We start from the raw sequence: 26,436 nt of genomic DNA, 5'->3' as shown, positions 1-26,436 counted from the left end.
GGGGCAGACACATTGAAGGATGACACCATGACCACACCGACACTTGACGCCGCCCCCGTTGCCGGGACCGGATCCGACCACGCCGCCATCTGGGTGGAAATCCCGGTGCGGGACCTGGACAAGGGCCGCGCATTCTATGGCGCCGTGCTGGGCCAGGACATGACTGAAACGCAGATGGGCCCGGACCGGGTGTCGCTGTTTCGCTACGCTCAGGGCCCCGGCGTGGGCGGCCATATCTATCCCGGCAAGCCCGCCGCGGACGGGACCGGCCCCACCGTGCACCTGACCGTGCCCGCGCCGCTGGAGGCGGCGATGGACCGCGTCTGGCAGGCCGGCGGCAAGGTGTTGGGCGAACCGGTCCAGATCCCGGTCGGACGGTTTGCCTATATTATCGACCCGGACGGCAATTCCGTCGGTCTGTTCGAGGTCTGAGCCTTGCGCCGCGCCGATCGTCTGTTCCGTCTCGTGCAGGTCCTGCGCGGTGGGCGGTTGTGGACGGCGGCGCGGCTGGCCGAGGCGATGGAGGTGTCTGAGCGCACCGTCTATCGCGACGTGGCCGATCTGATGGCCTCGGGCGTGCCGATCGAAGGCGCGGCCGGGGTCGGTTATATGATGCGCGACGGCTTTGACCTGCCACCCCTGATGTTCACCCAGCGAGAGGTGGCGGCGCTGGCGCTTGGGGCGCGGATGGTGTCGGGCTGGGGCGGGACCGACATGGCCGACGCCGCCCGCGATGCGTTGTCCAAGATCGAGGCCGTTCTGCCCAAACCGGACGACCTTGACCTGGCGTTGAACCGGCTCGCCGCGCCAAGGGTGGGCATGTCTCAGGAGGAACGCGCCCGCCTCGACATGCTGGACGCTCAGGCGCAGGCAGGGCGCGTGGTGCGTCTGGGCTATATGGATGCCGCTGGACGTGTGACCGACCGGCGGGTGCATCCGCTCGCGTTGATGTTCTGGGGGCGCACCTGGACGTTGCTGGGCTGGTGCGAGCTGCGCGCGGATTTCCGTATGTTCCGCGTCGACCGCATGGCCGAGGCCGAGCCGCTTGAGGAACCCTTTGTCCGCCACCCGGAGCGGAGCCTGAAAACCTGTATCGCCGAAATGGAGCGCCGAGAGGGCCGCAGCCTGCCGCCCGACGGCCTGCGCCAGCGGTAGGCGTTGCTACAGGATCGACGCGGCGCCCCGCGATGTTTCCGAAATCTGGCCTTCAATGCTGACACGATTGCGCGTTAACACATCGTTAACGAACGACTGAAATGCCTTGAAAGGCGGTCCCATGAAAATCCTTGCGGCCATGCTCGCGTTGCTCGCCTCGTCCTTCGGCGTTGCGGCAATGCCCGCGCAGTCCCTGACGACCGCCCTGGCCCAGGAGACGGGCCACAGCGGCGGATGTCGCAAGTCTTCGCCTCCGGGGCAGTGCTGCCACGCGGGATCGCAACCGCTGCATTGTCACTAGAAGTCGAAGGACCCGGCGTCGCGTACCGCGTCGGGCAACCAGGTTTCGTGCACGTGCAGCCAACGGAACGGCAGGCCGCGTGTCATGATGACGGTCGCGATGCGGGCCGTGCGGCCGTCGGGGGCATTCGGGCCACGGTGCTGCCATTCCTCGTAGGTAGCAAAGAACATCTCCGCCTCGGTGCGCAGCAGCCGCAGGTTGCGCACGGCAATCCGCAGGTGGGCCTGGGCACCATGCGCCCGGTCGAACGCCCGGTGCAGATCGTCCCGCGTCTGCTGGCGGCCGTCGGGCCCGATGAAGGTCAGCGCCGGATCCATCCGATCCAGAAAGCGCGGACCCAGATCAGAGACGGCGGAATGGCCGCTGTACCAATCCTGAAAGAAGGCGTGCAGATGCTCGATCTCGTGGCGGACTTCGGCGGTCAAGGCCTTGGAGACGGTCATGCCACGGCCTTGGTGAACAGCCGCTCGAAGTTGGCCTCGGTCGCGGCGGCGAACGCGGCGTAATCCAGGCCGAACACCTCCGCACCCTTGCGGGCCGTGTGGCTGACGAAGGCGGGCTCATTGCGTTTGCCGCGATGAGGCGGGGGGGCAAGATAGGGGCTGTCGGTCTCGACCAGGATCCGGTCGAGCGGGGCGCGCGCAAAGATGTCGCGCACCTCTTGTGACCGGGGAAAGGCCGCGATGCCCGACATCGACAAATAGAACCCAAGGTCCAAAGCGGCCTCGGCCAGGGCCGGACCAGAGCTGAAGCAATGCATGACGCAGGTATAGGCCCCCGCGCGATGTTCCTCGGTCAGGATGCGGGCCATGTCGGTGTCGGCGTCACGGCTGTGGATGATCAATGGCAGGCCGGTTTGGCGGCAGGCCTCGATGTGGATGCGCAGGCTTTCCTGCTGCACGGGCTTGCTGTCGGCGGTGTAGTGGTAATCCAGCCCTGTCTCGCCGATGCCGACCATCTTGGGGTGCTGGGCCAGGGTGACCAGATCCTCGACCGAGGCAAGCGGTTCTTCGGCGGCGGACATCGGGTGAGTTCCGGCGGCCCAGAAGACAGGGGCATGGGCCTCGGCCAGGGCGCGCACGGCAGGGGCGGTGCGCAGCTTGGTGCAGATCGTCACCATCCGGTGCACGCCCAGATCGGCGGCGCGGGACAGAAGATCGGGCAATCCCCCCTCGAACTGAGGGAAATCCAGGTGGCAGTGGCTGTCGGTTATCATCGGTTCCATGGCCCGCAGCTAGGGCGCAGCGGTCGCAGGCGCAAGGGGCGGCGATCAGACGCGTCGGGCCTGCGCGTCGATGCGCGACAAGGCGTCCCAGACGATCGAGGCCGGATCGACGTTCACGGCCCGCGCATGCCCCGCGCGGTCGCCCACATCCTGTGCCAGTTGCGCCCAGGCGCGGGCGGCCTGGTCGTGGGGGGCCAGACGCGCGAGCACTTTTGCCTCGGCCTCGGGCGCGTCCTCGGGCGGGCCCAGCAGACCGGCGCGCGCGGCCCGGTGCAGCAGCCGGTCCAACGCGTCCAATGTCTGCTGCAATCTCTCTGCCCCGGCCTTGCCGGCGCAGGCATCCGCCAAGCGGCGCGCGCGGGCCCGGTCCATGGGGGTCCGCGACAAGAGGTCGATCAGATCGCCATAGATCCGCGCGCCGCCGTCGGCCAATGACAACGCCGCGCCCACCGACCCTTCGGCCAGCGCCAGCTGCGCGGGGTCCGGCACACCGCCTGCCTGCTCGACGGCGGCAGACAGATCGGATCCGGCCAGGGGGGCAAGCCGCAGAACCCGGCACCGTGACCGGATCGTCGGCAGCAGCCGCGCCGGTTGATGCGCGATCAACAGCAGGGTGGACCGGGCGGGCGGTTCCTCCAACAGTTTCAGGATCGCGTTCGCGGCCGAGGGGTTCAGGTCGTCGGCGGCATCGACGATGACCACGCGTCGCCCGCCCGCGCTCATCCCGAAAAAGGGGCCAAGGCGGCGCACCTCGTCGACGGTGATCTGCGTGGCCAGCCGCTTGGCCTTTTGATCCCAGGGCCGCCGCAGCAGCATCAGACCAGGTGCCGACAGCGCGGCGATCTGGGGCAGGGTGGCATGGCCGGGCGTGGGGTCCAGGCTGTCGGCATCGGCGGGCGGGTCGGTCAACAGAAAGCGCGCGATGCGCCAGGCCAGCGTCGCCTTGCCGACCCCGCGCGGCCCGGTCAACAGCCAGCCGTGGTGCATCCGTCCGGTGGTCCAGGCATCCAGAAACGACGCCTCTGCCGCGGCCTGACCAAACAGGACCGGGGTGTCCCGGGGATGCGGCGCGTCGCCTGCGCGGTCCGCCTCTGGCAGGGCGTCGGCCTCGGTCACGGCAGCGCGGCGCGGATGCGCGCGGCCACCGCTTCGGGGGTGTCATTGCCGTCAATCACGTGGATGCGGTCGGGGAAGTCCTGTGCCAGCGACAGATAGCCTGCGCGGATCGTTTGCTGAAATTCCAGGCCCAACTGCTCGAACCGGTCTTCCTCATGGCCGCGCGCCAAACCGCGCGACAAGGCAACCCTGGGGTCCATGTCGACCACAAAGGTCAGGTCGGGTTCGCGCCCGATCACCAGTTTCTGCAATGCGTCGACAGTGGCCCGGTCGCCGCCGCGCGTGGCCTGGTACACGCGGGTGCTGTCGGTCCAGCGGTCGCTGACCACCCAGTCGCCCTGGGTCAGGGCCGGGATCAGGCGCCGTTCCAGATTGTCGCGCCGCGCGGCGTTATACAGCAGCAGTTCCGTCACCGGGGACCAGCGATCCGGATCGCCCTCGACCAGCAGGCTGCGGATCGCTTCGGCGCCCGCGCTGCCGCCGGGTTCGCGGTTGTGCAAAACGGTGCGGCCTTGACCGGTCAGCCAATCCGCCAACAGGCGCGATTGGGTGGATTTGCCGCAGCCGTCGATGCCTTCGAAGGAAATGAACATGGCCTCGGGCTTATCAGGCCCGCCGCGCAAGGCAAGCGCCTACTGGACGCGTTCCAGTGCCGAGCCGAGCACCCGTTCCGCGACCACGGCACCGGCAATCTGGATGCGCCGCCAGGGACCCGCACGGGCCACGTCGGTGCCCGCGACCAGCGGCACCTCTACCGACGGCATGCCCGGATGGGTCAGCGTCAGCAGACCCAGGCGCGTGCCCGCCGCAATCGGTGCCTCAAGCGGGCCGTCATAGGCGATCTCACCCTTGAGCGGTTCGCGTCCCGTCACCGGAAGCAGGACAGTCACGCCCGCCTCGGGCACCAGCGGCACGGTGTCGACGTCGCCCATGAAGACCTGCGCCTGCATCACGGCCTCTTGCGGGGTGTCCAGCAAACGCTCTTCGGCGAATTGGCGGAAGGCCCAGTTGACGATACGTTCGCTTTCCTCGGCGCGGGCCTGTTCGCTTTCCAGGCCTGAAATGACAAAGGTCACGCGCCGGTTGCCCTGAACCGCCGAGCCCACAAGACCATAGCCCGCCTCCTGGGTGTGCCCGGTTTTCAACCCGTCGGCCCCGATGCCCAACCGCAAAAGAGGATTGCGATTGAACCGGTTGGAAGGGGAGCGGCCGTCGAACGGAAACTCCCGCTCGGCGAAATAGGCGTAGTATTCGGGGAACTCCGTGATCAGCCGCTCGGCCAGGATCGACAGGTCCTTCATCGACATGACGTGCCCGGGTTCCGGCCACCCGTTGGAATTGCGGAAAACCGAATGCATCATGCCCAGGTCGCGCGCCCGGTCGGTCATCAACGCGGCGAAGCCATCCTCCGTGCCGTCGGGGCTCAGCGCTTCGGCCAGGACGGCGGTCGCGTCATTGCCCGACAGGACGACGACGCCCCGGACCAGATCTTCCACCGTGACCCGGTCGCGGCTGTCCAGAAACATGGTCGAGCCGCCGTAAGCCGCCGCAGCCTGGGACACGGGCAATTCCGTATCAAGCGACAGGCGCCCGCTTTGGAGCGCCTCGAAGGTCATGTTCAGCGTCATCAACTTGGACATCGACGCGGGCGGCAAGGGCACGTTCGCGTTCTTCTCCATCAGGACCTGCCCGGTGTTGTGGTCCACAACGATGGCGGATCCGGCGCGGGTCTGGAAATCCTGCGCCCAAAGGGGCGCAGCACCGAGCAGAAGGGCAGCGATAGCAGTGCGGAGCATGTGGCAGCTTCTCCGGGGGTTAAGGTCGGTCAGGGCGCTATATAGGGCCTATCCCCGCACTGCATAGGCATCGGTGAAGCCGAGCCCCTTGGCCTTGCGGATTACCGCCGCCCGATCGCTGGCGGTGGTGGCGGGGCCAACGATGACGCGCCAGAATTTGCGGCCCCGGCTTTCCTGTTCCAGAACCGTCGGCAGGACACCGGCTTGCGACAGCGCGGTGGCGGTGTTGCGGGCGTTCTGTTCGACCGAGAAGATGCCGATCTGGACATAGGCCCGTTCCAGCCCGCCCGTGTTGCGGGGCGGTGTGGCGCGTGGTGCGGCAGCCGTCTGTGCGGGCGCATCGAGCGAGGTGGCCGCGATCGCGGGGGCGGCGGCGCTGCTGGCCAAGGGGGCTGCATCGGCTGCGGGCGCAGAGGCGGGCAGGGGGGCCGGGGCCTCGGCCTGCTTGCGCCCAAAGGTGCGCTGGAACCAGTTGCCGCGCGGTTGCGTCTGGGTTTCGGGGGCGGCGGCGGCAACGGTTTCGCTGGCCGCACCCGCCGTCTCGCCGCCGGTCTCGAGCCCATCGACAGCCGCAACGGCGGCGGCGATCGCGTCGGGCCGTTCGGCCTGAGGGGCGGGCGCGGCGGCCTGGGCCCGTGGCAGATCAGCGGTGCGGACGATCTCTTCTTCGGCGATGGCCTCGGGCGCGTCGGCCACGGCCTCGGGCGCGGAGGTCACGGGGGCCGCGGCCGGGTCCGGAACCTCTTCGCGGCGCAGGGCCACGACATCGATCACGGTGGGCTTGCCCGCGATGATACCAAGAGCGGTGGCCGCATCAGAGCTGAGCTGCAGGGCGGGGCCGGGGTTCGACCGCTCTCGCTTGAACAGGGCACCGATGACGAATTTCCCATTCGCCTCGTTGCGGATGATGATCCGCTCAGGGTCCTTGACGCCCGGGGCGGCGACCCAGACACCGCCCAAGGACGGCCGTCCATCCCAAAGCGCGCTTTCGTTGGCTTTGAAGACCTCGGGTGCTTCGACGTCCCGTTCGATCAGCTGGACGCTGTTGCCCACCGATGCCGCACGCGTGGCGTCACTGCCGCCCCCGCCCGCACCGGGCTGACACGCGGACAGGGCCGCGATGGCCGCGGCGGTCGTCAGAAATCGAATGGTGGTTTTGGACGCACCGGTCCCGTTCATTGCCTGCTGCACTGTCTGGCCCCGTGCTCTGCTCATGCCATGGCGGTCCGTTGGTCGGCCCTGCCTTGCCGGGACTGTAGCGCAGATGCGGCAACCTGTGAAGCCTGCGCGGCTCAGCGGGCCAGATCCTGTGGCGCTGCTTCCAGAATCGTCTGCATCCGCGCCTTGACCTTGAAAAACCCGGCGGTGGCATGGGGCCAGACAGCGGCGTCCCAGGCGCGCAGCGGGCGGACCATCGGGATGTCGAGGCCTGCGGCAAGCGTGACCAGCTTCGTCGCGGCGGGCCCCGTCGGCGCGTAGGGTACGACAAGCTGCTGCAGACGCTCTGCGCGGGTCCAGTCCAGGATGGTGTTCACGTCGTCTGTGACGGGCGCGGTTGGGCAATGCTCGGCCAGGCGGGTCGCGGCATCCATTGCAAGGGTCCGTGTGAAACGCTGCACGGGGTCTGCCACGGTCAGTGGCGACCGCCCCTCTGGCGCGATGAGAACCGCACCGGCGGCGGGGATCAGCCCCCTGGCAAAAAAGAAATCGGGATGCAGATCGTCTTCGGTCAGCAAAAGACCGGTGCGCAGGCTTGGGTCCCAGGACCCATCACGGGGAACCGGTCCCGGTGCCGGGTGGGGCGGCCCGTCCAGCGGGGCGGCCGTGCGTGCCAGTTGCGCGGTCAGATCCTCCGCGTTCCACCGCCCGCCGGTATGGCGCGCGATGTTGTCAGGCCGCGCCAGATAGGTCTTGCCCCGCGTGTGCAGCCCGCCAACCCATCGCCAAGACAAGGTGTTGGAAGCGGGATCGCCGTCCAGAAGGTGCCGCAGAAAGAAATCCGCCCCCAACTCCCACGGGAGGCGGAGGCTGTGCATCCAGATCGAGGCGAACCACATCCGCGCGTGATTGTGCAGGTAGCCGGTGCTGCGCAGCTCTGCCGCCCAGTGGTCAAAGGGCGCGATGCCGGTGCGACCCTCGCAGGCCTCCTGCCAGGTGATGCGCAGGCCGGCCTCTGTTGCGATCCGATTGCGCGCGGCGTGCAGGCCCTGTTGATAGGCGGACCATATGCCGGGCCGCCGTTCCAGCCAGCCCTTGAAATAGCTGCGCCAGAGTATCTCGGACAGGAACGACGCGGCGTGGGGGCCGTGCTGGTCGTTGACGGCCATGGCCACTTCGGCCTCGGTCAGGGCGCGATGGCGCAGATAGGGCGACAGGGTCGAGACGGCGGAATGGCCCGGCACCTCGGCGTTGCGTCCTTCGGCATAGGCGCGACCGGCGCGGGGGACAAAGGCGGTCAGACGGGCGCAGGCGGCGGATCGGGACGGCGGAAACTCAATCATGAAGTGGGAGATAGCGCCGCAAGCGGCGACGTCACACGCAGGCTGTTCCACCTGACCCCCGGGCTGCAAACGAAAACGACCCCCGCAATCGCGAGGGCCGTCAGAGGCGTGACGCCTAGGCTGGTGTCAGCCGGCAGAGGCGGGCTCGGCCTTCTCTTCCGAATGGATCAGCAGCGGTTTCACCTCTCGGCGGACGGCCTCTTCGTTGACCACGACCTCTTCGACGGTGTCCATTCCGGGCAGTTCGAACATCGTGTCCAGCAGGATATCCTCCATGATGGAGCGCAGGCCACGGGCCCCCGTCTTCCGCTCGATCGCGCGCTGCGCGATGGCCTGCAGGGCGTCGTCGGTAAAGGTGAGGGTCACGCCTTCCAACTCGAACAGGCGCTGGTATTGCTTGACCAATGCGTTCTTGGGCTGGGTCAGGATGATGACCAGCGCGTCCTTGTCCAGATCGGTCAGCGTCGCAATCACCGGCAGGCGGCCGACGAATTCCGGGATCAGGCCGAATTTCAGCAGATCCTCGGGCTCCAACTCCTTGAAGAACTCACCCACCGATTTCTCGTCAGGGGCGCGCACCTCGGCACCAAAGCCCATCGACGATCCCTTGCCGCGCTGTGCGATGATCTTGTCGAGACCGGCAAAGGCCCCGCCGCAAACGAACAGGATGTTGGTGGTGTCGACCTGCAGGAATTCCTGCTGCGGATGCTTGCGTCCCCCCTGGGGCGGCACCGAGGCGACGGTGCCTTCCATGATCTTGAGCAGCGCCTGCTGCACGCCTTCGCCAGACACGTCCCGCGTGATCGACGGGTTGTCGGACTTGCGCGTGATCTTGTCGACCTCGTCGATGTAGACGATGCCGCGCTGCGCGCGTTCGACGTTGTATTCGCTGGCCTGCAGCAGCTTGAGGATGATGTTCTCGACATCCTCGCCCACGTAACCTGCTTCGGTTAGCGTGGTTGCATCGGCCATGGTGAACGGCACGTCCAGGATCCGCGCCAGCGTCTGGGCCAGCAGGGTCTTGCCGCAACCGGTGGGGCCGATCAGCATGATGTTGGATTTGGCCAGCTCGATGTCGGATTTGCCCGCGTGGTCCAGCCGTTTGTAGTGGTTGTGGACCGCAACCGACAGCACCCGTTTGGCGTGTTCCTGGCCGATGACGTAATCGTCCAGAACTTCGCAAATCTCACGGGGCGTGGGCGTCCCTTCGGAGGTCTTGAGGCCCGCGGCCTTCGTTTCCTCGCGAATGATGTCCATGCACAGCTCGACGCATTCGTCGCAGATGAAGACCGTCGGACCGGCAATCAGCTTGCGAACTTCGTGCTGCGATTTGCCGCAAAAGCTGCAGTAAAGGGTGTTTTTGCCGTCACCGGACGTGTTGTTGGCCATGGTCGAAGCCTCCTCGTTGGCTGCCCTCTGGCTGGGCTGCCCGCGCCGACCCGATCAGTCGCGCGCGTGTGTTTCCGTCGGTTTTTCGCCACCCTAGGAACTTCGCCTGTGGGCCACAATGGCAAAAAGGTCTGTTGTTCTGGCGGTGTGGGCAGCGCGTCATACCGGCGCGCCGCCCTGATTTGCGGTCGCTTACGACGAGGTGTCCTCGGACGCTTCGGCGCGGCTTTCGACGATTTCGTCGATGTGACCCCAATCCTTGGCCTCCTGCGGCGACATGAAGTTGTCACGCTCCAGCGCGCGCTCCACCTCTTCGTAGGGTTGGCCGGTGTGCTTGACGTAGATGTCATAAAGCTGCTTGCGCACCTTTTCCGTCTCGCGGGCGTGGATCATGATGTCGGTGGCCTGGCCCTGGTAGCCGCCCGACGGCTGGTGCACCATGATGCGGCTGTTGGGCAGGCTGAACCGCATGCCTTTGGCCCCCGCAGCCGACAGGACCGACCCCATCGACGCGGCCTGACCCACGACCAGCGTGGACACGGCCGGGCGGATATATTGCATCGTGTCGTAGATCGACAGGCCTGCGGTCACGACACCGCCGGGGCTGTTGATATACATTGAGATTTCCTTGGACGGATTCTCCGCCTCCAGGTGCAGCAACTGGGCTACGATCAACTGGCTCATGCCGTCGTGCACCGGGCCGTTCACAAAGATGATCCGCTCCTTCAGGAGGCGCGAAAAGATGTCGTAGGCGCGTTCGCCGCGGCTGGTCTGTTCGACCACCATCGGGACGAGGTTGTTCTGGAAATGGTCGACTGGATCGTGCATCTGCTCTGCCCTCATATGCCCGCGCCGCGCCTGTCGCGACGGGCCGTGGGGGCGAACCTATGGGGTGCGTGCGGGGGCTTCAAGCGGATGCGGACATCTTGGGACATATCCCTGCCAGTTCGCCGCTTGCGCGCCCCTTGCGGTTGACCGGGTCGCGCCCGGCGTGAATAGGCTGCCTGCATGAGCTACGAGGCGATCCTAACTGCGCTGGCCGATCCCACGCGTCGCGCGATCCTTGATCGGATGCGGGGCGGGCCGTTGGCCGTCGGAACGATTGCCGACCCCTTGCCGGTATCGCGTCCCGCCGTGTCGCAGCACCTGAAGGTGCTGGCCGAGGCCGGTCTGGTCACCATGACATCCGCCGGGCGTCGCAACCTTTATGCGCTGGCCCCCGGCGGGGCTGCGGCCTTGGTCGATTGGCTGGGGGATCTGTCTGCCCGGCCAGAGGCCATGGTCATCGATGGGCTGATGCGCAGCCTTGCGGTGCGCCTGACCCCCACCGAATGTTGGCAGCTGTTCTGCGAGGATCTGGCGATCTGGTGGCCGGTCGCCGTCGTTTCCGTCTCGGCCAGCTCCGAAGGAGCCTTGCCGCAAGCCGTTGTGTTATCGGCCGAACCGGGCGGATCGCTGCGCGAGATCTTGTTTGACGGATCAGAGGCCGTCTGGGCCACCGTGCGCGAGGCTGCCGTGGGTGAGCGGATCGTGTTCGACTGGGCGCTTGGCACGCCTGGGGGGTCGACCGTGACTGTCCGGATGGAACCTTTGCCAGACGGGACCCGGCTGACCCTGATCCATGACGCCGAGACCGAGGAAACGGCGCGCATGTGGGACTTGGTGCTGATGGAACGCTTCGCGGCGGCGGCGGCGTCCAGCCTGTCGAATTTCTGATATTTCAGGGGGTTGAGGGACGACGTTCACCGCTCCCACAGGTTCTCTCGGCGCAGGCGATTGCGGATTGCCTGTTCCTTGCTGGGCAGGTTGTCGCGATCAAACAGTGCCCGCGCCCGCGCGCCCTTGCCCTGATAGAGAAACCGCTTGAACGGCTCATATTCCTTCAGGACGCGTTTGACTGGATTTGGCGCCGTCGCGGCGGTCACGCCATCAAGCACGTGATCAGGGGCCGTCGCAAAGAGAAGCGGCATGAAACGATAGTGAAAACTGTGGCTTCCGTCAAAAATCCCGTCGTCGATTCCGCCCTTGGCCCCGGGGCGTCCCCCGCCCAATTCATGGATCGCCAGCGGCAGCGCCGCCTGGTCCAGCCAGGGGTCCAGAACCTGCGTCACGATCTCTGGCGGCGGATCGTTGCGGATCATCAAGGCGGCTTCAAGAAAGGCCTTCTGGAAGGTGCGTGGATCGGGGCCGAAAAACCAGCCGGCGTTGAAATATAGGTAGCGCCGCCAATGCAGATCCGGCCATGCGGTGTCGAGCGTATCCTCTAACCTGCCGCCGCGCCTTGCATGAAGAGCGCCCCATATCGCATTGTAATCAGGTCCATAAAGTTCGACGTTGGGCCAGGTCGCCTCCCGCTTCATGCTGGCGGCGGGGCGGTCGAAATCGATGGTCAGCTGCGTCACGTCCCCTGTGATCACGGTGTCCGTATCGAAGAAGACAAAGGGCCCGTCCGGCAATGCGGACAGGCCCTCGATCTTGTTGCCCTGCGGATAAACGGTGCCGAAGTGCTTGTTTTCAAACGGCAGGATCTCTGCGCCCAGGCTTTGCAGCAGGTCCCTTTGCGGGCCGTCGGGGATGCGGGGATCTTCGGGCCAGCGGGGGCCGGGTTGGGGTTCGGCGACAATCAGGCGGCCGGACCAGTTGGGCGATGTGTGGCGAAGGGTTGCCCCGAACAAGGCCGCCTCATGTTGGAGGCGGCCTTTCTGACCTATTATCAGGATGTTGAACGTCACCCGAGCTCGGCAAGGCTGGCCAGGGCCGCCTCTAGCACCGCTGCTTCGCCTTCGCGGGCCGCCAGGTTGGCGCGGGCTTCCTCCACAACCTCTGGCGGGGCGCTTTCTGCGAACTTGGGGTTCTTGACCCGACCCTGCAAGCCTTTGATCTCTTTTCCAAGTTTCGCAAGAGACTTTTCCAGTCGGGCGCGTTCGGCGGCGGTGTCGATGACCCCGTCCAGCGGCAAGGCAAAGCGCCCGCCCCCGGTGGTCACGGCAATCGCCCCCTTGGGCGCGGCCCCCTCCGTCAAGCCCTCGATTCGGGCGAGAGCGGAGATCATGTCTTTATTGTTGTCAAAGGCTTGCGCTGCGTTCTTCGACCAATCCACCGCGACGACGGGGATATGAGCCGAGGCCGGCACGTTCATTTGTGCGCGGGCGGACCGGATGGACTCGATGAACCCGATGACCCAGCGGATTTCAGTTTCCGCAGTCGAATCAACATGTTCGGAGGTCAGGCCCTCGGGCCAAGCACCATGGACCAACATGCCGTCATGGCCGGTGACGGACCACAGCTCTTCGGTGATGAACGGCATGAAGGGGTGCAGAAGGGTCATGCACTGGGTCAGGACCCAGCCCATCGTCGCCTGAGTTTCCGATTTGATATCAGAAGCTTCGCCCTGCAGGATCGGTTTCGACAGCTCGACGTACCAGTCGCAGACGACGTTCCAGACGAACTTGTAAAGCGCGCTCGCCGCGTCGTCGAACCGGTAAGCAGCGAGTGACGCATCGACCTCTTCGCGGACGCGCGCCGTCTCGCCGATGATCCAGCGATTGACGGTATGATCCACGTCGGACGGACGGGTGATCCCGGTCGGACGCGCAAAGGGGACCTCGTACATCTCGGCAAAGCGCACGGCGTTCCAGAGTTTCGTGCTGAAATTCCGATAGCCCGCGATCCGCTGGGTATCGAGCTTGAGCGCGCCCCCCAGCGACGCCATGGCCGCGTTCGTGAACCGCAGCGCGTCGGCCCCGTATTCGTCGATGATGTCGAGGGGGTCGACGACGTTGCCGACGCTCTTGGACATCTTCTTGCCCTTGGCGTCGCGCACGAGCCCGTGGAGGTAAACCTTTTCGAAAGGAATACGCTCTACAACCGGTTTCGAGTCGGCCAGCACGGCCAGCTGCATCATCACCATCCGGGCGACCCAGAAGAACAGGATGTCGGTCCCGGTGATCAACGTGGAGGTCGGGAAGTACTTTGCAAGTTCATCGGTGTCCTCGGGCCAGCCGAGGGTGCCCAACGGCCAGAGGCCGGAGGAGAACCAGGTGTCGAGCACGTCGGGATCGCGGGTAAGGGCGACGCCACTGCCGGCCTTGGCTTGCGCCTCGGCTTCGGTCATGGCGCAATACTGATTGCCCTCTGCGTCGAACCAAACCGGGATCTGATGACCCCACCACAACTGGCGTGATATGCACCAGGGCTCGATGTTTTCCAGCCAGTGGAAATACACCTTGCGATCCGACTCCGGCACGATCTGGATGGTGCCGTCGCGCACCACGTCCAGCGCGGGGCCGACGATCTGGGCGGTGTCGACGAACCATTGGTCGGTCAGCATCGGTTCGATGACGACTTTCGACCGGTCGCCGAACGGCTGCATGATCGGCTTCGGTTCGACCAGGGGAACCAGCGCGTCGGCATCGGTGCGCATGTCGCCGCCTTCCGAGGCATCGGCCGGCGGCTCTCCGGTGGGGTCCTTCTTGGCGGAGGCTGCCCCTTTGCCGAGGCGTGGATCGGTTGCGGGGACCATGACGGCCAGACCTTCGGAGGTGATTTCCTCGATGACGGCTTTGCGCGCCTCGAACCGGTCCAGGCCCCTCAGGTGATCGGGGACGAGGTTGAGCGCGTCGCACTCCGCCTCGGTCAGGGTGCGGGTGCCCTGGGCCACGGCCATCGCGACGGCAGCCGCCTTGGCATAGGGGACCCCGTCGGCACGCATCGCGCCCTTGGTGTCCAGCAGACGGTACATCGGGATGCCGCCGCGCTTGGCGACTTCGTAGTCGTTGAAATCATGGGCACCGGTGATCTTCACCGCGCCGGAACCGAAGGTTGGGTCCGGGTATTCGTCGGTGATGATGGGGATCAGGCGGCGGCTATCCTTGGGTCCGACGGGAATTTCGCAGAGCTGACCGACGATCGGCGCGTAGCGTTCATCGGTGGGGTGCACGGCCACGGCCCCGTCGCCCAGCATCGTCTCGGGCCGGGTGGTGGCGATGGAAATATAGTCGCGCGTCTCGGTGAAGAGGACGTTCCCGTCCTCGTCCTTTTCGACGTAGTCGTAGGTCGCGCCATTCGCCAGCGGATAGCGAAAGTGCCACATGTGGCCCGCCGTCTCGATGTTCTCCACCTCCAGATCCGATATCGCGGTCTCGAAGTGGGGATCCCAGTTCACCAGGCGTTTGCCACGGTAAATCAGGCCCTTGTCGTACATCTCGACAAAGACCTTGATGACGGCGTCGTGGAAATTCTGTTCGGTGGGATCGGAGTCGCCGGGGGCACCGCCCATCGTAAACGCCTCCCGGTCCCAATCGCAGGATGCGCCAAGGCGTTGCAGCTGACCGATGATGGTGCCGCGCGATTTCGTCTTTTGCTGCCACACGCGGTCGAGGAATTTTTCGCGGCCCATTTCTGCGCGAGTCGGCTCTCCATTGGTGGCCATCTCACGTTCGGTCACCATCTGCGTGGCAATGCCCGCGTGGTCGGTGCCCGGCTGCCAGAGCGTGTCAAAGCCGCGCATCCGGTGCCAGCGGACCAGAATGTCCTGAAGCGTGTTGTTGAATGCATGCCCCATGTGCAGCGATCCGGTCACGTTGGGCGGGGGGATCACGACGGAGAACGTCTCGGGGCGGGACGCGTTGGCCCCGGCCTTGAAGTATCCGCCTTCGATCCAGGCACGGCTGATCCGGTCCTCGGCCTCGGCCGCGTTGAAGGTCTTTTCCATCGCCATCTCATGCACTCCGTCGCTTGCGCCCGGAGTTAGCGCGCGGCGCGCCGGAGGGGAACCCCGGAGCGCCGCTTCGATCAGAGCCAGCCGAGGCCGTAGGCCGCCGCCGCCAGCGTCAGCGCGGACCAGCCCGCCGTCAAGGTGGCCCCGGTTCCGTACGGCAGGCGGATCAACTGCGCGAGGGCAAGCGCGGCGAGGGGCACCGCCTGCATCGCGTGGGTCGCCAGGAAATGCGCGGGGCGCAGGTCGCCCGGCTGCAACGTCCAGCCGAAGGGGGGCAGGCCCACGCCCGGCGCGGGTGCATTCGACAAGGTCATGGCAATCGGCACCGTCAGGGCACAGGTGGCGAGGAAGGACCAGGCGACGGCGCGCTCTATCTCGGTCCAGGCGTGTCGACGGATGTGCCAACCCCAGACAGCCGTGGCAGAGGTCAGGATCACGGCGGCGATCCCCATCATCGGATACACGGCGATCAGCAGCGGCTGCGCATCGTTGTAATGCGACCGCAGTCCGGCAGCGGCGGCCCCGGTGACCCAGATCTGTTCGGCCGCGATGCAGGCAACGACCACGGCGGTGTAGATGTTGAACCAACGCGCCTGGCGCAGGGCAGTCGGCAGAAAGCGGGCCGCCCAGGCGAGCGTCAGGCAGTAGAGCGCCAGGGCGGTCGAGAACTTCAGCGGTTTCAGCCAGAGCGGCTCTGCCTCGAAGGTGCGGGGATCCATCAACAGCGCGAGGGTCAGAACCAGCGAGAGCAGCAGCAGGATAGCGGCGGTTCGTGTCAGCAGCGGAGCGTCCGACAACAAGCGGTTGCGGGCGGGCAGGGTGAGCGTTGTCATGCGAAGACGACCTTTCGTGTCCAGAGGGTGCGCAGGGCGAGGTAGGAGAGCAGGCCGACAGGGCCGAGCATCAGGGTCAGGAACAGGCAGGGAACCACCGCCAGATGGGGCACGCCGCGGGCGCGGGCATCGCGGACCTGCCAGGCCCCGACCAGCAGATCAAAGGCCAGGTAGTGGACCCAGCCGGTCATGGTCGGGCCGGGCTGGGTGAACAGCGTCATGACGTTTGCGAGGCTGTCGAACCCGCCCGGCGCGCCGGGCAGCCATAGCGCCGCCGAGACGGCATAGGCCACCGACAGCAAAAGCGGGATCGCCACGCCGCCCAGGGGCAGCGCGATGCGCGGGGCCAGGGGCGTGGCCGCCAGCAGCACCCAGCCGGACAACGCAAGGGGACCGGTGAGGTCGAACATGAGGGTCGGGGTCATGGGGGCTCCGGAGTATGTTGACGGTGACAAGATTGGGGGGTAGTCGAGTCATCCTGACAGTGTCAAGAAAAGATTTTGACGCTGTCAGGATTGGCAGCTACAGAAGGCCATGACCAAGACCTATCATCACGGCGATCTGCGCCAGGCCCTGCTGACGGCGGGCGAAGCGGAGCTGGAGGAAACCGGGCTGGAGGGATTCAGCCTGCGCAAGGTGGCGCGCCGTGCGGGCGTCAGCCACGCGGCCCCGGCGCATCATTTCGGCGATGTGCGCGGGCTGTTGACGGCGCTGGCGGCGCGCGGGTTCACGCGGCTGCTGGACATGCGCGCGATGCGCTTGACCGATGGGGATATGACCGCACGGGACCGATTGATGGCCTACGGTCTGGCCTATTGCGCCTTTGCGCAGGACCATACGGCCCTGTTTCGGCTGTGCTTTGCGTCGGTCAAGCCGATGGATGACGACACCGATCTGTCGCAGGTCGCGGACCGGGCGTTCTTTGCCCTGGCCGAGGACGTGTCCGAAATGACGGGCCTGCCGCTTCAGGACGACGTGCGTCACCTTGCCGATACCTTTGCGATCTGGGGCATGGTGCATGGGATCGCCGACCTGCTCGCCTCTGGTCGGATTCACCTGGCGCAGAACATGGACCCGCCCGAGAAGGAGGCCTTTGTGAAGTCGCTGCTGACGCGGGCCTTTCCGGCAGACGCTGGACAACCCCCGCACACCCGCTAAGGTCCGAAAAACACGTCCTTTGCCTGCGGAGCCCCTGATGCGGAAATTCGGTTTGAGCCAATCCAACCTGCGCAGCGAGGATGACCGTTTCCTGACCGGACGCGGCGCTTACGTGGACGACATTGCACCCGACGGCGCGCTGCATGCCTATGTCCTGCGCGCGCCGGTGGCCCATGCGGTCGTGACGGAGCTGGATGTCGCCGATGCGCTGGACATGGATGGGGTGCGGGCGATCCTGACCTCGGCCAGCATCGAGGCGGACGGCGTCGACAACCACATCACTTCGACGCCGGCAAAATCGCAGGACGGCACGCGGGGCAAGACGCCGCGCAGACCGCTGTTGGCAAACGGGCGGGTGCGGTTCGTGGGCGAAGGTCTGGCCATGGTCGTGGCGGACACGCTGGCCCAGGCGCGCGATGCTGCCGAGGCGATCATGGTCGATTTCGACGATCTGCCGGTCAAGGTGGATGTGGCGCCGGGCGGCCCCGTGATCCACGCAGAGGCAGACGACAACGTCGCCTACGTCTGGGACAAGGGGGATGCGGCCCGCGTCGATGCCGCCCTCAAGGCCGCGCACCGTGTCGTCACGTTGGAAGCCGCCGACAACCGGATCATCTGCGCCTCGATGGAGCCGCGGGGCTGTTACGCGGAACCGATAGAAGGCGACCGCCTGCACATCTGCTTCAACGGGCAAGGCGTCTGGGGTACCAAGGATCAGGCGGCGCGGGTGTTGGGACTGAACAAGGATCAGATCCGGGTCACCAACCCGGATGTGGGTGGCGGTTTCGGCATGAAGGGCATGGCCTATCCCGAAACCTTCCTGGTGGCTCATGCCGCGCGCAAACTGGGCTGCGCGGTGCGTTGGATGGGCGACCGGTCCGAATCCATGCTGTCGGACAATGCGGGGCGCGATCTTTGGCAAAAGGCGGAACTGGGCTTTGACGCGGGCAATCGGCTGGTTGCCTATCGGTCGACCAATGTGGCTAACATGGGCGGCTATCTGTCTGGGTACGCTCAGAATATCCAGTCGGAGCTGTTTGCCAAGGTGTTGCCTGGTGTCTACGATGTTCAGGACGTCTACATGTCGTCGACGGGCATTTTCACCAACACAACCCAGGTCGATGCCTATCGTGGGGCCGGGCGGCCCGAGGCGATTTTCATCCTGGAACGGGCGATGGACTACGCCGCCAAGGAGCTGGGCGTCGACCGGTTCGAGCTGCGCCGCCGCAACTTCATCAAGCCGGAGCAGTTCCCCTATCTGACGGCTGTCGGCGAAAGCTATGACGTGGGCGATTTCGCGCGCGTGCTGGACCGGGCCGTTGCCGAGGCGGATGTCGCCGGGTTCGGCGCGCGCCAGGCGAACAGTGCGGCACGGGGCAAGCTGCGCGGGCTGGGCCTGTGCTACTATATCGAGAGCATTCTGGGGGCCCCCGAGGAAAGCGCAGAGATCGTGTTCGCCGGCGATGGCCGGGTCACGCTGCTGGTGGGCACGCAGTCGAACGGGCAGGGGCACGAGACGGTCTACCGGCAGTTTCTGGCGACCGATCTGGGCCTGCCGCCCGAGGCGGTGGACATCGTGCAGGGCGACAGCGACCGGATTGCCAAGGGCGGCGGCACCGGCGGGTCGCGGTCTGTGACGACCCAGGGCACGGCCAACAAGGCGGTGGCCGAGAAGGTGATCGCCGGGTTCGCGCCCTTTGTTGCCGACCGGTTGGAGGTCGAGTCCGTCGATTTCGAAGACGGCCAGTTCCGCGCCACGGGATCCAACCGCGTGATGACGTTGTTGGAGGCCGCCGACGCCGCGCGGGCGGCTGGGCGCGATGACCTGTTGCAGGTGAAGGCCACGACCAAGCTGCCGGGGCGGTCCTATCCCAACGGCGCGCATCTGTGCGAGGTGGAGATCGACCGCGAGACGGGGCTGCTGGAGGTGGTGAAATACACGGTCGTCGATGATTTCGGCAACTTGATGAACCCCATGATGGCCGAGGGGCAGGTCCATGGCGGTGTCGTCCAGGGCATCGGTCAGGCGGTGTCGGAACATGTGGTCTACGACGAAGACGGCCAGCTGCTCACGGCCTCGTTCATGGACTATGGGATGCCACGGGCGCAGGGTTTGCCCATGATCGAGTTTCATTCTGAACCGGTGCCGTCGACCCGCAACGCCATGGGCATGAAGGGCTGCGGCGAGGCGGGGACCGTCGGGGCCATGGCCGCGGTCGCGAATGCGGCGCTGGACGCGCTGTGGCCGCTGGGCCTGCGCCAGGTGGACATGCCATTCACGCCGTCGCGGGTTTGGGCGATGCTGCAACAGGCCGAGGTTGCCGTTGCTGCGGAATAGCGCACTCTGGCGGCGGCTTACGGGGCGCGCGGGGCCACGGGAACGCCCCGTTGCCCAGGCCGATACGCATATCGTCCTGCTTGACGGGACGATGTCGACGCTGGACGAGGGGCGCGAAACCTCGATCGGGCTGATCTGGAAGATGCTGCGCGATGAGGGCCACGATTGTCTGTATTACGAGCCGGGCATCGAATGGCGCGGCTTGAAACGGGCGGATGAGGTCATGGCCGGGGTCGGTATCAACCGACAAATCCGGCGCGCCTATTTCTTTCTCGCCCATCGCTATACGCCCGGCGACAAGGTGTTTCTGCTGGGCTATTCGCGCGGTGCCTACGGGGTGCGCGCGCTGGCCGGGATGATCGACCGCGTCGGCCTGTTGCGCAACGAAGAGCTGACCGACGCCCGTGTCCAGGAAGCTTATGACCACTATCGTGCCGATCCGACCAGCGCCGAGGCGCGGTCGTTTCATTCCCGCTATTGTCACCCCAAGGCGCAGATCCGCGCGATCGGGGTGTTCGACACCGTGCAGGCCGTGGGCATCCGCTGGCCCGTGCTGTGGCGGCTGTTCCCGGAGGTGCACCGGTTTCGGTCTCATCGGTTGGGGCCCCGCGTGCAGTACGGGTTTCATGCCATGGCTCTGGATGAGACGCGCCGGGCCTTTGCCCTGGAACGCTGGCGCACGCGCGGAGAGCGGACGCGCACGGTGGAACAGGTCTGGTTTCGCGGCTCTCACGGGGATCTGGGCGGGCAACTGATGGGCTTCGGCGCGGCGCGACCCCTGGCGAATGTGCCGTTGCACTGGATGTTGTCGCGCCTGCAATCGGTCGGACTGGACCTGCCGCCGGATTGGCGGGACCGGTTCCCGGCGGATGCAACCGCGCCCTCGGCGGGCAATTGGCGCGGCTTTGGCCCGCTGTTTCTGGCCCGCAAGCGACGCGAGGTCGGCATCGACCCGTCAGAGAGCCTGCACCCCAGTGCCGTCGGCCACCAGGCGGCGGCCCGCTTGCGGACATGGATGAGCCGTGCGCCCGACGATCCCGGTGAAACCAACCGAACGACCGCCCCGGCGCGCCGGATTTCCTGATCCGATCAGCCCAGGGGGCGAATGCGCAGCTGGGTGATACGGTTGGCTTCGCGGGCGGCCACTTCGAAACGGAAGCCATGGAAGCTGAAGACCTGACCACGGGTCGGGATCGACTGCGCCTCGTGGATGACGAGGCCCGCGACTGTGTTGGCCTCGTCGTCGGGCAGGCCCCAATCGGTGGCACGGTTCAGGTCGCGGATCGTCATGGCGCCGTCGATCCTATAGCTGCCATCGGCGTCCGGGGTCAGGATCGGCTCGTCCGGCTGGTCGAATTCATCGGTGATTTCGCCCACGATTTCCTCCAGAATGTCCTCTAGCGTGATCAACCCCTGAAGCGCGCCATATTCATCCACAACCAAGGCGAAATGCGTGTGCCGTTTCAGGAACTGGCGCATCTGATCGTCCAGCGTCGTCGTTTCCGGCACGAAATAGGGTTCCATCATCACGTCGGTGATGTCGAACTTGGCCACCGCCTCGACCCCGCCGCCATCGCCCCGGACAAGACGGTCGATGGTGCGCAGCATGTCCTTGGAATGGATCATGCCGATGATGTTTTCCGGCTCATCGCGGAACACCGGCAGGCGTGTATAGCGGGAGGCCAGGCATTGATCGAGGATCGCCTCGGGCGAGGCGGCGGCGTCGACCATTTCGATGTTGGACCGGTGGAGCATGATCTCTTCCACGAAGCGGTCGCCCAGATCGAGCGCGCCCAGCAGCCGGTCGCGATCCTCCTTCTGGACGCCGCCTTCGGTGTGGCCAAGCGTGATGGCCCCGACGATTTCCTCATGCGCGGACATGATTGCGGCGTCCGCGTCGATGTTGACGCCAAAGATGCGCAGGATGCCACGGACCAGTGCGCGGACCACCGAGACGACGGGGCTGAAGATCCGCACGACCAGCGCGATGATCGGCGCCACGCGGGACGCGGCCGCCTCGGGGTTGGAAATGGCGTAGGTCTTGGGCAGCACCTCGGCAAAGATCAGGACCAGAGCCGTCATCACCAGGGTCGCCACCGCCACGCCCTGTTGCCCGAACAAAGAGGTGAACAGCGCCGTGGCCAGTGACGCGGCGAGGATGTTGACGATATTGTTGCCCAACAGGACGGAGCCGATCAGCCGCTCGTTGTCCTCGGTCACCTGAAGCGCGCGCACGGCCCCGGCGCTGCCTTTGTCGGCCTGGCTGCGCAGCTTGCCGCGCGACGCGGCGGTCAGCGCGGTTTCGGAGCCGGAGAAAAAGGCGGACAGGGCCAAAAGGAACAGGATCGCGCCTGCGATGCCCCAGGTGGCGCCCATGCTGAGCGTTGTGACGGTGGTTTCCATGTCAGGGTTATGGGGTGCGGACCGAGGTGGTTCAAGCGGCTGGCAAGCGGTTTCGCACAATGCGTCCGGACCGGCATTTCAGGGGCACGCGGCGGCCCCCCGTCATTCCTTGGCCAGGGGGTGGTGGGTCAGCACCAGTTCCTGCAACCGCGTCTCCAGCACGTGGGTGTAGATTTCGGTGGTCGAGATGTCGGCGTGGCCCAGCATGGTCTGGATCGCGCGCAGATCCGCACCGCCGGACAACAGATGCGTCGCAAAGGCGTGGCGCAGGACGTGGGGGCTGACGCCGGTCGGGTCCAGGCCCGCGTAGGCGGCGATGTCCTTGATGCGGCCATGAAACCACATGCGGGTCAGGTGTCCTGCCTTGCCGCGCGACGGGAACAGGTGCGCCGAGGGGGCGGCCCCTTTTTCCAGGCGCGCGCGGTCGTCTTCTGCGTCCCGCCAGGTCAGCCAATGGGCCAGCGCATCGCGGGCGGGCGGGGACAGGGGCACCATGCGTTCCTTGCCGCCCTTGCCGCGCACCAGGATCATCCGTGGATCACCCCGCGCGGCCATGATCGGCAGGGCGACCAATTCGCTGACGCGCATACCCGTGGCATAGAGCAATTGAACGAGGCAGGTGTCGCGCAGCTGCTCCATCTCGGATTTGCCATAGGTTTCGGCGGCATCCAGCAGGGCGTCCACCTGCGCCTCGGTCAGGGTCTTGGGCAGGCTTTTGGGCTTGGTCGGCCCAGAGATCCGGATCGCAGGATCATCGGTGCGCAGGCCTTCTTCGTGGGCAAACCGATACAGCCCCCGGATCGCAGCCAGCCGTCGGGCACGGGTCGAGGCGGCCAGACCCTCGGCTTCGCAAGCGATCAGATAACCCTCGATATCGGCGCGGCTCGCGGCTTCGATGTCCTTGTTGCGGGCGCTGAGGTGGGCGTTGAAATCCTCTATGTCGCGGCGATAGGCCAGCAGGGAGTTCAGCGCCGCCCCGCGTTCTGCGGCCTGTGCCTCCAGGAACCGGTCGAGCCAGTTCATGACAGCAGCAGTTGCAGCGCCACCTGCCGGGCGGTGTCGTGCAGGCCGACGGCGCGCAGAAAGGCCAGCGCCTCGGCGATGTCCTGGGGATCCGCCTCGGCCCCCGGCGCAAGCAGCAGACCGACGCGCAACAGCGCCTCGCCCAGACGCCCTTCGCGCGAGAGAGACAGCAGTGTTTCGGGGGCGGGACCGGACAGTCCGTCGGCAATGGCACGCGACAGGGCACCGGGTGGCGGGGGAGCGTCGTCGCCCAGGGCCACGGCGATGGCGAAGGTGTCGCGCGGCTGTGTTCGTGTGCCCGCCGCGCGGGCGGCCTGTGCCACGGTTTCGTAGTCTGGCGACAGCAAACCCACGCGCAGCGCCAGCGCCTGCGCCGCAGGCGACAGGGGCGTGGCCGCCAGCCGCGCGCCGTAAAGCGCGGCAAAGGTCACCAGCAGATCGGCCTCGCGCAGGCGGGCCACGGCGGCGGGCAGGCTGTTGGAAATATCCTCGGGCTGGCCGCCCAGCAGGGCGGTGTCCAACCGTTGCACCGCGCGCGCCCGGTCCCAGACCCCGCCGGACGCCGCCGCGCGCCGTTCGGTATAAAGTGACAGCAGGCGATTTGGGTCCAGGGCCTGTACGCGGGTCAGACGCTCTGCCGCCTCGATCTGGGCCTTCCATCCGGTCGTCGGGCGCAGGTCGGCCACGGCAAATGCCAACGGCAGCCCACGGGTGTCCGGCGCCTCGCCCACGCCCGACAGCAGGCGAAAGGCCAGCGGCGTCATCGGGCGCGGCGGGATCGGCGGTGGCTCTCCTTCGAACAATTCGGGATCGAGGAAGTGGGCGACCAGGCGGTCCTCCTCCTCGGTGATGGCACCGATGGCGCGGCCGGTGTCCAGCGTCAGCGCGGCGGCCGCCCAATCACCCGACCGCGACAGGCAAAAGATACGCGCGGGCAGGGTGGGCGCGATGCCCGGGTTTGCTGTCATCGCATCACAGGCCCGCGTGTCAAAGCCCGTCAGAAGCGATGTGTCAAACCAACGTCGGAACGCCCCGGGATCGGTCGCTCCGGCGCGTTCCAAAAGGGCCTGCGCCTGGTCCAATGCGCCAAACCGCAACAGGGTGTCGATGCGTGCAAAGAACAGGGCGTCGGTGTCCGTGGCGGCGCGGGGCGGCTCCAACTCGGCCAAAAGCAGCATCAGGACCAGGCGCTGCATCGCGGGCAACGCATCCACCGGTTGCCGCATGAACAGCTCGGCCAGACGCTTGGGGTCGCTGCCTGCGACCGCGTTTGATGGCAGCCCGGTCAGAGAGGTCGGCAACAGGCCCACCGCATCGCGCCGGGTCTGGCCCAGTTGCATCACGGTGATCGTCGTATCCGTCAGCGCCTGTGCCGGCGTTTCGTCGGCTGGGGCCGGGCGCGCGGCAATCGAATCGCTGAGCCAGGGAATCGCGGATTGTGGCGCGTCCTGTGCTGCGGCCCCCCCGGCCAAGGCCAACGAAAGGCTCAGCGCGCGGCGAAGCCCCCTAACCGGCATCGATCTCGATGGTCTGCGACACGGGCCCGGCCTCCGGCTCCAGCAGGTAAGAATAGCCGAACAGCCCGATCACGGAGAGCACCGCAAGGATGATCAAATATTTCAGCGCTCTTAGCATACCCGCCCGCCTGTTGTTGTTGCCGCCATTGTGGCGGTCGGAGATATAGTTGGCAATCACCCCTCGGACAGGTCATTGAAGCGAAATGGAGACGATAGGCGACAAGATGCCGGACATCGGAGTGCTGACGCGGCCCGTGGTTCTGGTCGGCATGATGGGCAGTGGCAAGACAGCGATCGGCACCGCCTTGGCCGAACGCCTGGGCGTGCCGTTTCGCGACACCGACGAAGCGATCGTCGATGCGTCCCGCATGAGCATCGCCGAGATTTTCGAACGCGACGGCGAGCCGTTTTTCCGCGCCCGAGAGGCCGAGGTCCTGCAACGATTGCTGGCGCTTGGTCCGGGTATCGTGTCGACCGGGGGCGGGGCGTTTTTGCGCGCCGAGAACCGCGAGGCGATCCGCAGCGCCGGTGTGTCTGTCTGGTTGCGCGCGGCCGAGCCCTTGTTGTGGAGCAGGGTCAAGCACCGGACAACACGACCGCTATTGCGCACCGACAACCCCCGCGCGACGCTGCAGGCCCTGCTCGCAGAGCGGGAGCCATCGTATGCCCAGGCGTCGCTGGCGGTTGATGCGGACCCGTCGTATTCCATCGCGGACATGGTGGATCAGGTCGTGGCGACGCTGCGTGCGGCTGACATTCTGAAGGATTGAAAGATGCTAGAGACGGTGCATGTGCCGCTGGACACGCGGGCCTATGACGTTGTGGTCGGGCCCGGCCTGCTGGCCCAGGCCGAGGCGCGGATTGCCCCGCTGCTGCGTCGCCCGCGCGTCTTTGTCGTCACCGAGGATCGTGTCGGGCCGCTGCATCTGGACGCCTTGCGCGCCGGTCTGGGGGGGATCGACTGCCAGGTGCTGACGCTGCCTGCGGGCGAGGCGACGAAGTGTTGGGGCGCGTTGGAACGGACCGTCGCCTGGCTGTTGGATCAACGCTGTGAACGGGGCGACGTGGTCGTGGCCTTTGGGGGCGGGGTGATCGGGGATCTGGTGGGCTTTGCCGCGGCTGTTCTGAGGCGCGGGGTGCGTTTCGTTCAGGTGCCGACGTCCCTTTTGGCGCAGGTCGACAGTTCGGTCGGGGGCAAGACCGGGATCAATACAGCCCACGGCAAGAACCTGGTCGGCGCGTTCCACCAGCCGTCCCTGGTGTTGGCGGATATCGATCTGCTGGGCACGCTGACTGAACGGGATTTCCTGGCAGGCTACGGTGAGGTCGCGAAATACGGAATGCTGGGTGACGCCGATTTCTTTGCCTGGCTGGAGGCCAATGGCCCCGCACTTGCGGCGGGCGATGTGGCCCTTCGGACCGAGGCGGTTCGCCATTCTGTCCAGATGAAGGCCGATATCGTCGTGCGCGACGAGACGGAGCAGGGTGATCGCGCGCTTCTGAACCTGGGCCACACCTTCTGTCACGCGCTAGAGGCGGCGACCGGCTATTCCGACCGGCTGTTGCACGGTGAGGGCGTGGCGGTCGGATGCGCGCTGGCTTTCGCGTTGTCGGCGCGGTTGGGCTTGTGTTCGCAAGAGGATCCAAGCCGCGTTCGCGACCACCTTCAGACCATGGGGATGAAGCGCAATCTGGCCGACATTCCGGGCGATTTGCCGGGCGCGGAGGCCCTGCTGGAGCTGATGGGACAGGACAAGAAGGTGCTGGACGGAAAACTGCGGTTCATTCTGGCGCGCGGAATCGGACAGGCGTTTGTGACGTCGGACGTCCCCGCCGAAGATGTTCTGGACGTTCTGCGCGCCGCGACCTGACCGAAGGTTTCGCGAAAAACCGGTGCCATCACGGCGTCCACGCCGCATCTGACCGAGTTCACGCCCAGGACATCAGACTCGCCCAGATAGG

At 66.3% G+C, this 26,436-nt stretch carries 24 protein-coding genes; 8 read left to right on the top strand and 16 right to left on the bottom strand.

Annotated elements, in window-relative coordinates; all coding sequences use genetic code 11:
* Positions 1 to 27: 27 nt before the first annotated feature.
* Positions 28 to 432, top strand: coding sequence for a VOC family protein (locus K3551_RS13710; RefSeq protein ID WP_259914299.1), 405 nt, complete (start codon positions 28 to 30; stop codon positions 430 to 432).
* A 3-nt stretch (positions 433 to 435) separates the two neighbouring features.
* Positions 436 to 1,155, top strand: coding sequence for a YafY family protein (locus K3551_RS13705; protein ID WP_259914298.1), 720 nt, complete (start codon positions 436 to 438; stop codon positions 1,153 to 1,155).
* Positions 1,156 to 1,452: 297 nt separating this feature from the next.
* On the opposite strand, the gene K3551_RS13700 is transcribed toward K3551_RS13705, so the two are convergent.
* The 9 genes from K3551_RS13700 to K3551_RS13660 form a co-directional block, all read right to left on the bottom strand.
* On the bottom strand, positions 1,453 to 1,899 hold the full coding sequence (locus tag K3551_RS13700) for a hypothetical protein (RefSeq protein WP_259914295.1): 447 nt from the start codon (positions 1,897 to 1,899) through the stop codon (positions 1,453 to 1,455).
* The gene (locus K3551_RS13695) at positions 1,896 to 2,681 is read right to left on the bottom strand and encodes a TatD family hydrolase (RefSeq protein ID WP_259914292.1); all 786 of its coding nucleotides are present in this window, start codon (positions 2,679 to 2,681) and stop codon (positions 1,896 to 1,898) included. The genes K3551_RS13700 and K3551_RS13695 overlap by 4 nt, the downstream gene beginning before the upstream one ends.
* Before the next feature lie 45 nt (positions 2,682 to 2,726).
* A complete protein-coding gene (locus K3551_RS13690) occupies positions 2,727 to 3,797 on the bottom strand; it encodes a DNA polymerase III subunit delta' (protein ID WP_259914288.1) in 1,071 nt (356 codons plus the stop codon).
* Positions 3,794 to 4,390 (bottom strand): dTMP kinase, encoded by a 597-nt coding sequence (gene tmk, locus K3551_RS13685; RefSeq protein ID WP_259914285.1) that lies wholly within the window; start codon positions 4,388 to 4,390, stop codon positions 3,794 to 3,796. The genes K3551_RS13690 and tmk overlap by 4 nt, the downstream gene beginning before the upstream one ends.
* A gap of 39 nt (positions 4,391 to 4,429) precedes the next feature.
* On the bottom strand, positions 4,430 to 5,593 hold the full coding sequence (locus K3551_RS13680) for a D-alanyl-D-alanine carboxypeptidase family protein (protein WP_259914283.1): 1,164 nt from the start codon (positions 5,591 to 5,593) through the stop codon (positions 4,430 to 4,432).
* 48 nt (positions 5,594 to 5,641) lie between these two features.
* Positions 5,642 to 6,808: an SPOR domain-containing protein gene (locus K3551_RS13675; RefSeq protein WP_259914280.1), complete on the bottom strand. Its 1,167-nt coding sequence runs from the start codon at positions 6,806 to 6,808 to the stop codon at positions 5,642 to 5,644.
* Between the two features lie 77 nt (positions 6,809 to 6,885).
* Positions 6,886 to 8,094: an FAD-binding domain-containing protein gene (locus K3551_RS13670; RefSeq protein WP_259914277.1), complete on the bottom strand. Its 1,209-nt coding sequence runs from the start codon at positions 8,092 to 8,094 to the stop codon at positions 6,886 to 6,888.
* Positions 8,095 to 8,220: 126 nt separating this feature from the next.
* The gene (clpX, locus tag K3551_RS13665; RefSeq protein WP_259914275.1) at positions 8,221 to 9,483 is read right to left on the bottom strand and encodes an ATP-dependent Clp protease ATP-binding subunit ClpX; all 1,263 of its coding nucleotides are present in this window, start codon (positions 9,481 to 9,483) and stop codon (positions 8,221 to 8,223) included.
* A gap of 192 nt (positions 9,484 to 9,675) precedes the next feature.
* Positions 9,676 to 10,311 carry an ATP-dependent Clp protease proteolytic subunit gene (locus K3551_RS13660; protein ID WP_259914272.1) on the bottom strand — a complete coding sequence of 212 codons (636 nt, stop codon included), beginning with the start codon at positions 10,309 to 10,311 and terminating at the stop codon, positions 9,676 to 9,678.
* Between the two features lie 180 nt (positions 10,312 to 10,491).
* On the opposite strand from K3551_RS13660, the gene K3551_RS13655 reads away from it, so the two are divergent.
* Positions 10,492 to 11,199, top strand: coding sequence for a metalloregulator ArsR/SmtB family transcription factor (locus tag K3551_RS13655; protein ID WP_259914269.1), 708 nt, complete (start codon positions 10,492 to 10,494; stop codon positions 11,197 to 11,199).
* A 26-nt stretch (positions 11,200 to 11,225) separates the two neighbouring features.
* Here K3551_RS13655 and K3551_RS13650 read toward each other — a convergent pair whose 3' ends face one another.
* The 4 genes from K3551_RS13650 to K3551_RS13635 all read right to left on the bottom strand — a co-directional run bounded on the left by K3551_RS13650 (position 11,226) and on the right by K3551_RS13635 (position 16,460).
* A complete protein-coding gene (locus K3551_RS13650) occupies positions 11,226 to 12,158 on the bottom strand; it encodes a hypothetical protein (RefSeq protein WP_259914267.1) in 933 nt (310 codons plus the stop codon).
* Between the two features lie 53 nt (positions 12,159 to 12,211).
* The gene (locus K3551_RS13645) at positions 12,212 to 15,202 is read right to left on the bottom strand and encodes a valine--tRNA ligase (RefSeq protein WP_259914265.1); all 2,991 of its coding nucleotides are present in this window, start codon (positions 15,200 to 15,202) and stop codon (positions 12,212 to 12,214) included.
* A gap of 74 nt (positions 15,203 to 15,276) precedes the next feature.
* Positions 15,277 to 16,035, bottom strand: coding sequence for a hypothetical protein (locus K3551_RS13640; RefSeq protein WP_259914257.1), 759 nt, complete (start codon positions 16,033 to 16,035; stop codon positions 15,277 to 15,279).
* Positions 16,032 to 16,460 (bottom strand): ABA4-like family protein, encoded by a 429-nt coding sequence (locus K3551_RS13635; RefSeq protein ID WP_259914255.1) that lies wholly within the window; start codon positions 16,458 to 16,460, stop codon positions 16,032 to 16,034. Before K3551_RS13635 ends, K3551_RS13640 begins: the two co-directional genes overlap by 4 nt.
* A 109-nt stretch (positions 16,461 to 16,569) precedes the next feature.
* On the opposite strand from K3551_RS13635, the gene K3551_RS13630 reads away from it, so the two are divergent.
* The 3 genes from K3551_RS13630 to K3551_RS13620 are packed head-to-tail and all read left to right on the top strand — an operon-like array spanning position 16,570 to position 20,615.
* Positions 16,570 to 17,193, top strand: coding sequence for a TetR/AcrR family transcriptional regulator (locus K3551_RS13630; protein WP_259914252.1), 624 nt, complete (start codon positions 16,570 to 16,572; stop codon positions 17,191 to 17,193).
* Positions 17,194 to 17,230: 37 nt separating this feature from the next.
* Positions 17,231 to 19,531: a xanthine dehydrogenase family protein molybdopterin-binding subunit gene (locus K3551_RS13625; protein ID WP_259914243.1), complete on the top strand. Its 2,301-nt coding sequence runs from the start codon at positions 17,231 to 17,233 to the stop codon at positions 19,529 to 19,531.
* Positions 19,518 to 20,615, top strand: coding sequence for a DUF2235 domain-containing protein (locus K3551_RS13620; RefSeq protein ID WP_259914241.1), 1,098 nt, complete (start codon positions 19,518 to 19,520; stop codon positions 20,613 to 20,615). The genes K3551_RS13625 and K3551_RS13620 overlap by 14 nt, the downstream gene beginning before the upstream one ends.
* A 5-nt stretch (positions 20,616 to 20,620) precedes the next feature.
* Here K3551_RS13620 and K3551_RS13615 read toward each other — a convergent pair whose 3' ends face one another.
* From K3551_RS13615 to K3551_RS13605, 3 genes are all read right to left on the bottom strand, one after another.
* The gene (locus tag K3551_RS13615) at positions 20,621 to 21,934 is read right to left on the bottom strand and encodes an HlyC/CorC family transporter (RefSeq protein WP_259914239.1); all 1,314 of its coding nucleotides are present in this window, start codon (positions 21,932 to 21,934) and stop codon (positions 20,621 to 20,623) included.
* 102 nt (positions 21,935 to 22,036) lie between these two features.
* Entirely contained in the window at positions 22,037 to 22,957 is a 921-nt protein-coding gene (locus tag K3551_RS13610) for a site-specific tyrosine recombinase XerD (RefSeq protein ID WP_259914236.1), read from the bottom strand.
* The gene (locus tag K3551_RS13605) at positions 22,954 to 24,435 is read right to left on the bottom strand and encodes a hypothetical protein (RefSeq protein ID WP_259914234.1); all 1,482 of its coding nucleotides are present in this window, start codon (positions 24,433 to 24,435) and stop codon (positions 22,954 to 22,956) included. The genes K3551_RS13610 and K3551_RS13605 overlap by 4 nt, the downstream gene beginning before the upstream one ends.
* Before the next feature lie 263 nt (positions 24,436 to 24,698).
* Between K3551_RS13605 and K3551_RS13600 the strand changes: the two genes are divergently transcribed.
* Both K3551_RS13600 and aroB read left to right on the top strand, forming a co-directional pair.
* Complete coding sequence (locus K3551_RS13600; protein WP_259914225.1) at positions 24,699 to 25,244, top strand: shikimate kinase; 546 nt, start codon at positions 24,699 to 24,701, stop codon at positions 25,242 to 25,244.
* 3 nt (positions 25,245 to 25,247) lie between these two features.
* Positions 25,248 to 26,345 carry a 3-dehydroquinate synthase gene (gene aroB, locus K3551_RS13595; RefSeq protein ID WP_259914223.1) on the top strand — a complete coding sequence of 366 codons (1,098 nt, stop codon included), beginning with the start codon at positions 25,248 to 25,250 and terminating at the stop codon, positions 26,343 to 26,345.
* Positions 26,346 to 26,436 lie beyond the last annotated feature (91 nt).

Source organism: Jannaschia sp. M317 (assembly GCF_025141175.1).
Taxonomy (GTDB): Bacteria; Pseudomonadota; Alphaproteobacteria; order Rhodobacterales; family Rhodobacteraceae; genus Jannaschia.
Note: the sequence above shows the minus strand (reverse complement) of the source record. Positions and strands in the feature narration are given on the sequence as shown.

What these genes read in the sequence shown, in the direction of transcription:
- K3551_RS13610 (WP_259914236.1), bottom strand. Translation starts at nt 22,957, where the DNA reads ATGAACTGGCTCGACCGGTTCCTGGAGGCACAGGCCGCAGAACGCGGG.
- K3551_RS13655 (WP_259914269.1), top strand. Translation starts at nt 10,492, where the DNA reads ATGAGCTACGAGGCGATCCTAACTGCGCTGGCCGATCCCACGCGTCGC.
- K3551_RS13635 (WP_259914255.1), bottom strand. Translation starts at nt 16,460, where the DNA reads ATGACCCCGACCCTCATGTTCGACCTCACCGGTCCCCTTGCGTTGTCC.
- K3551_RS13630 (WP_259914252.1), top strand. Translation starts at nt 16,570, where the DNA reads ATGACCAAGACCTATCATCACGGCGATCTGCGCCAGGCCCTGCTGACG.
- K3551_RS13615 (WP_259914239.1), bottom strand. Translation starts at nt 21,934, where the DNA reads ATGGAAACCACCGTCACAACGCTCAGCATGGGCGCCACCTGGGGCATC.
- K3551_RS13660 (WP_259914272.1), bottom strand. Translation starts at nt 10,311, where the DNA reads ATGCACGATCCAGTCGACCATTTCCAGAACAACCTCGTCCCGATGGTG.
- clpX (WP_259914275.1), bottom strand. Translation starts at nt 9,483, where the DNA reads ATGGCCAACAACACGTCCGGTGACGGCAAAAACACCCTTTACTGCAGC.
- tmk (WP_259914285.1), bottom strand. Translation starts at nt 4,390, where the DNA reads ATGTTCATTTCCTTCGAAGGCATCGACGGCTGCGGCAAATCCACCCAA.
- K3551_RS13675 (WP_259914280.1), bottom strand. Translation starts at nt 6,808, where the DNA reads ATGAGCAGAGCACGGGGCCAGACAGTGCAGCAGGCAATGAACGGGACC.
- K3551_RS13700 (WP_259914295.1), bottom strand. Translation starts at nt 1,899, where the DNA reads ATGACCGTCTCCAAGGCCTTGACCGCCGAAGTCCGCCACGAGATCGAG.
- aroB (WP_259914223.1), top strand. Translation starts at nt 25,248, where the DNA reads ATGCTAGAGACGGTGCATGTGCCGCTGGACACGCGGGCCTATGACGTT.
- K3551_RS13645 (WP_259914265.1), bottom strand. Translation starts at nt 15,202, where the DNA reads ATGGCGATGGAAAAGACCTTCAACGCGGCCGAGGCCGAGGACCGGATC.
- K3551_RS13670 (WP_259914277.1), bottom strand. Translation starts at nt 8,094, where the DNA reads ATGATTGAGTTTCCGCCGTCCCGATCCGCCGCCTGCGCCCGTCTGACC.
- K3551_RS13695 (WP_259914292.1), bottom strand. Translation starts at nt 2,681, where the DNA reads ATGGAACCGATGATAACCGACAGCCACTGCCACCTGGATTTCCCTCAG.
- K3551_RS13625 (WP_259914243.1), top strand. Translation starts at nt 17,231, where the DNA reads ATGCGGAAATTCGGTTTGAGCCAATCCAACCTGCGCAGCGAGGATGAC.
- K3551_RS13600 (WP_259914225.1), top strand. Translation starts at nt 24,699, where the DNA reads ATGCCGGACATCGGAGTGCTGACGCGGCCCGTGGTTCTGGTCGGCATG.
- K3551_RS13640 (WP_259914257.1), bottom strand. Translation starts at nt 16,035, where the DNA reads ATGACAACGCTCACCCTGCCCGCCCGCAACCGCTTGTTGTCGGACGCT.
- K3551_RS13710 (WP_259914299.1), top strand. Translation starts at nt 28, where the DNA reads ATGACCACACCGACACTTGACGCCGCCCCCGTTGCCGGGACCGGATCC.
- K3551_RS13680 (WP_259914283.1), bottom strand. Translation starts at nt 5,593, where the DNA reads ATGCTCCGCACTGCTATCGCTGCCCTTCTGCTCGGTGCTGCGCCCCTT.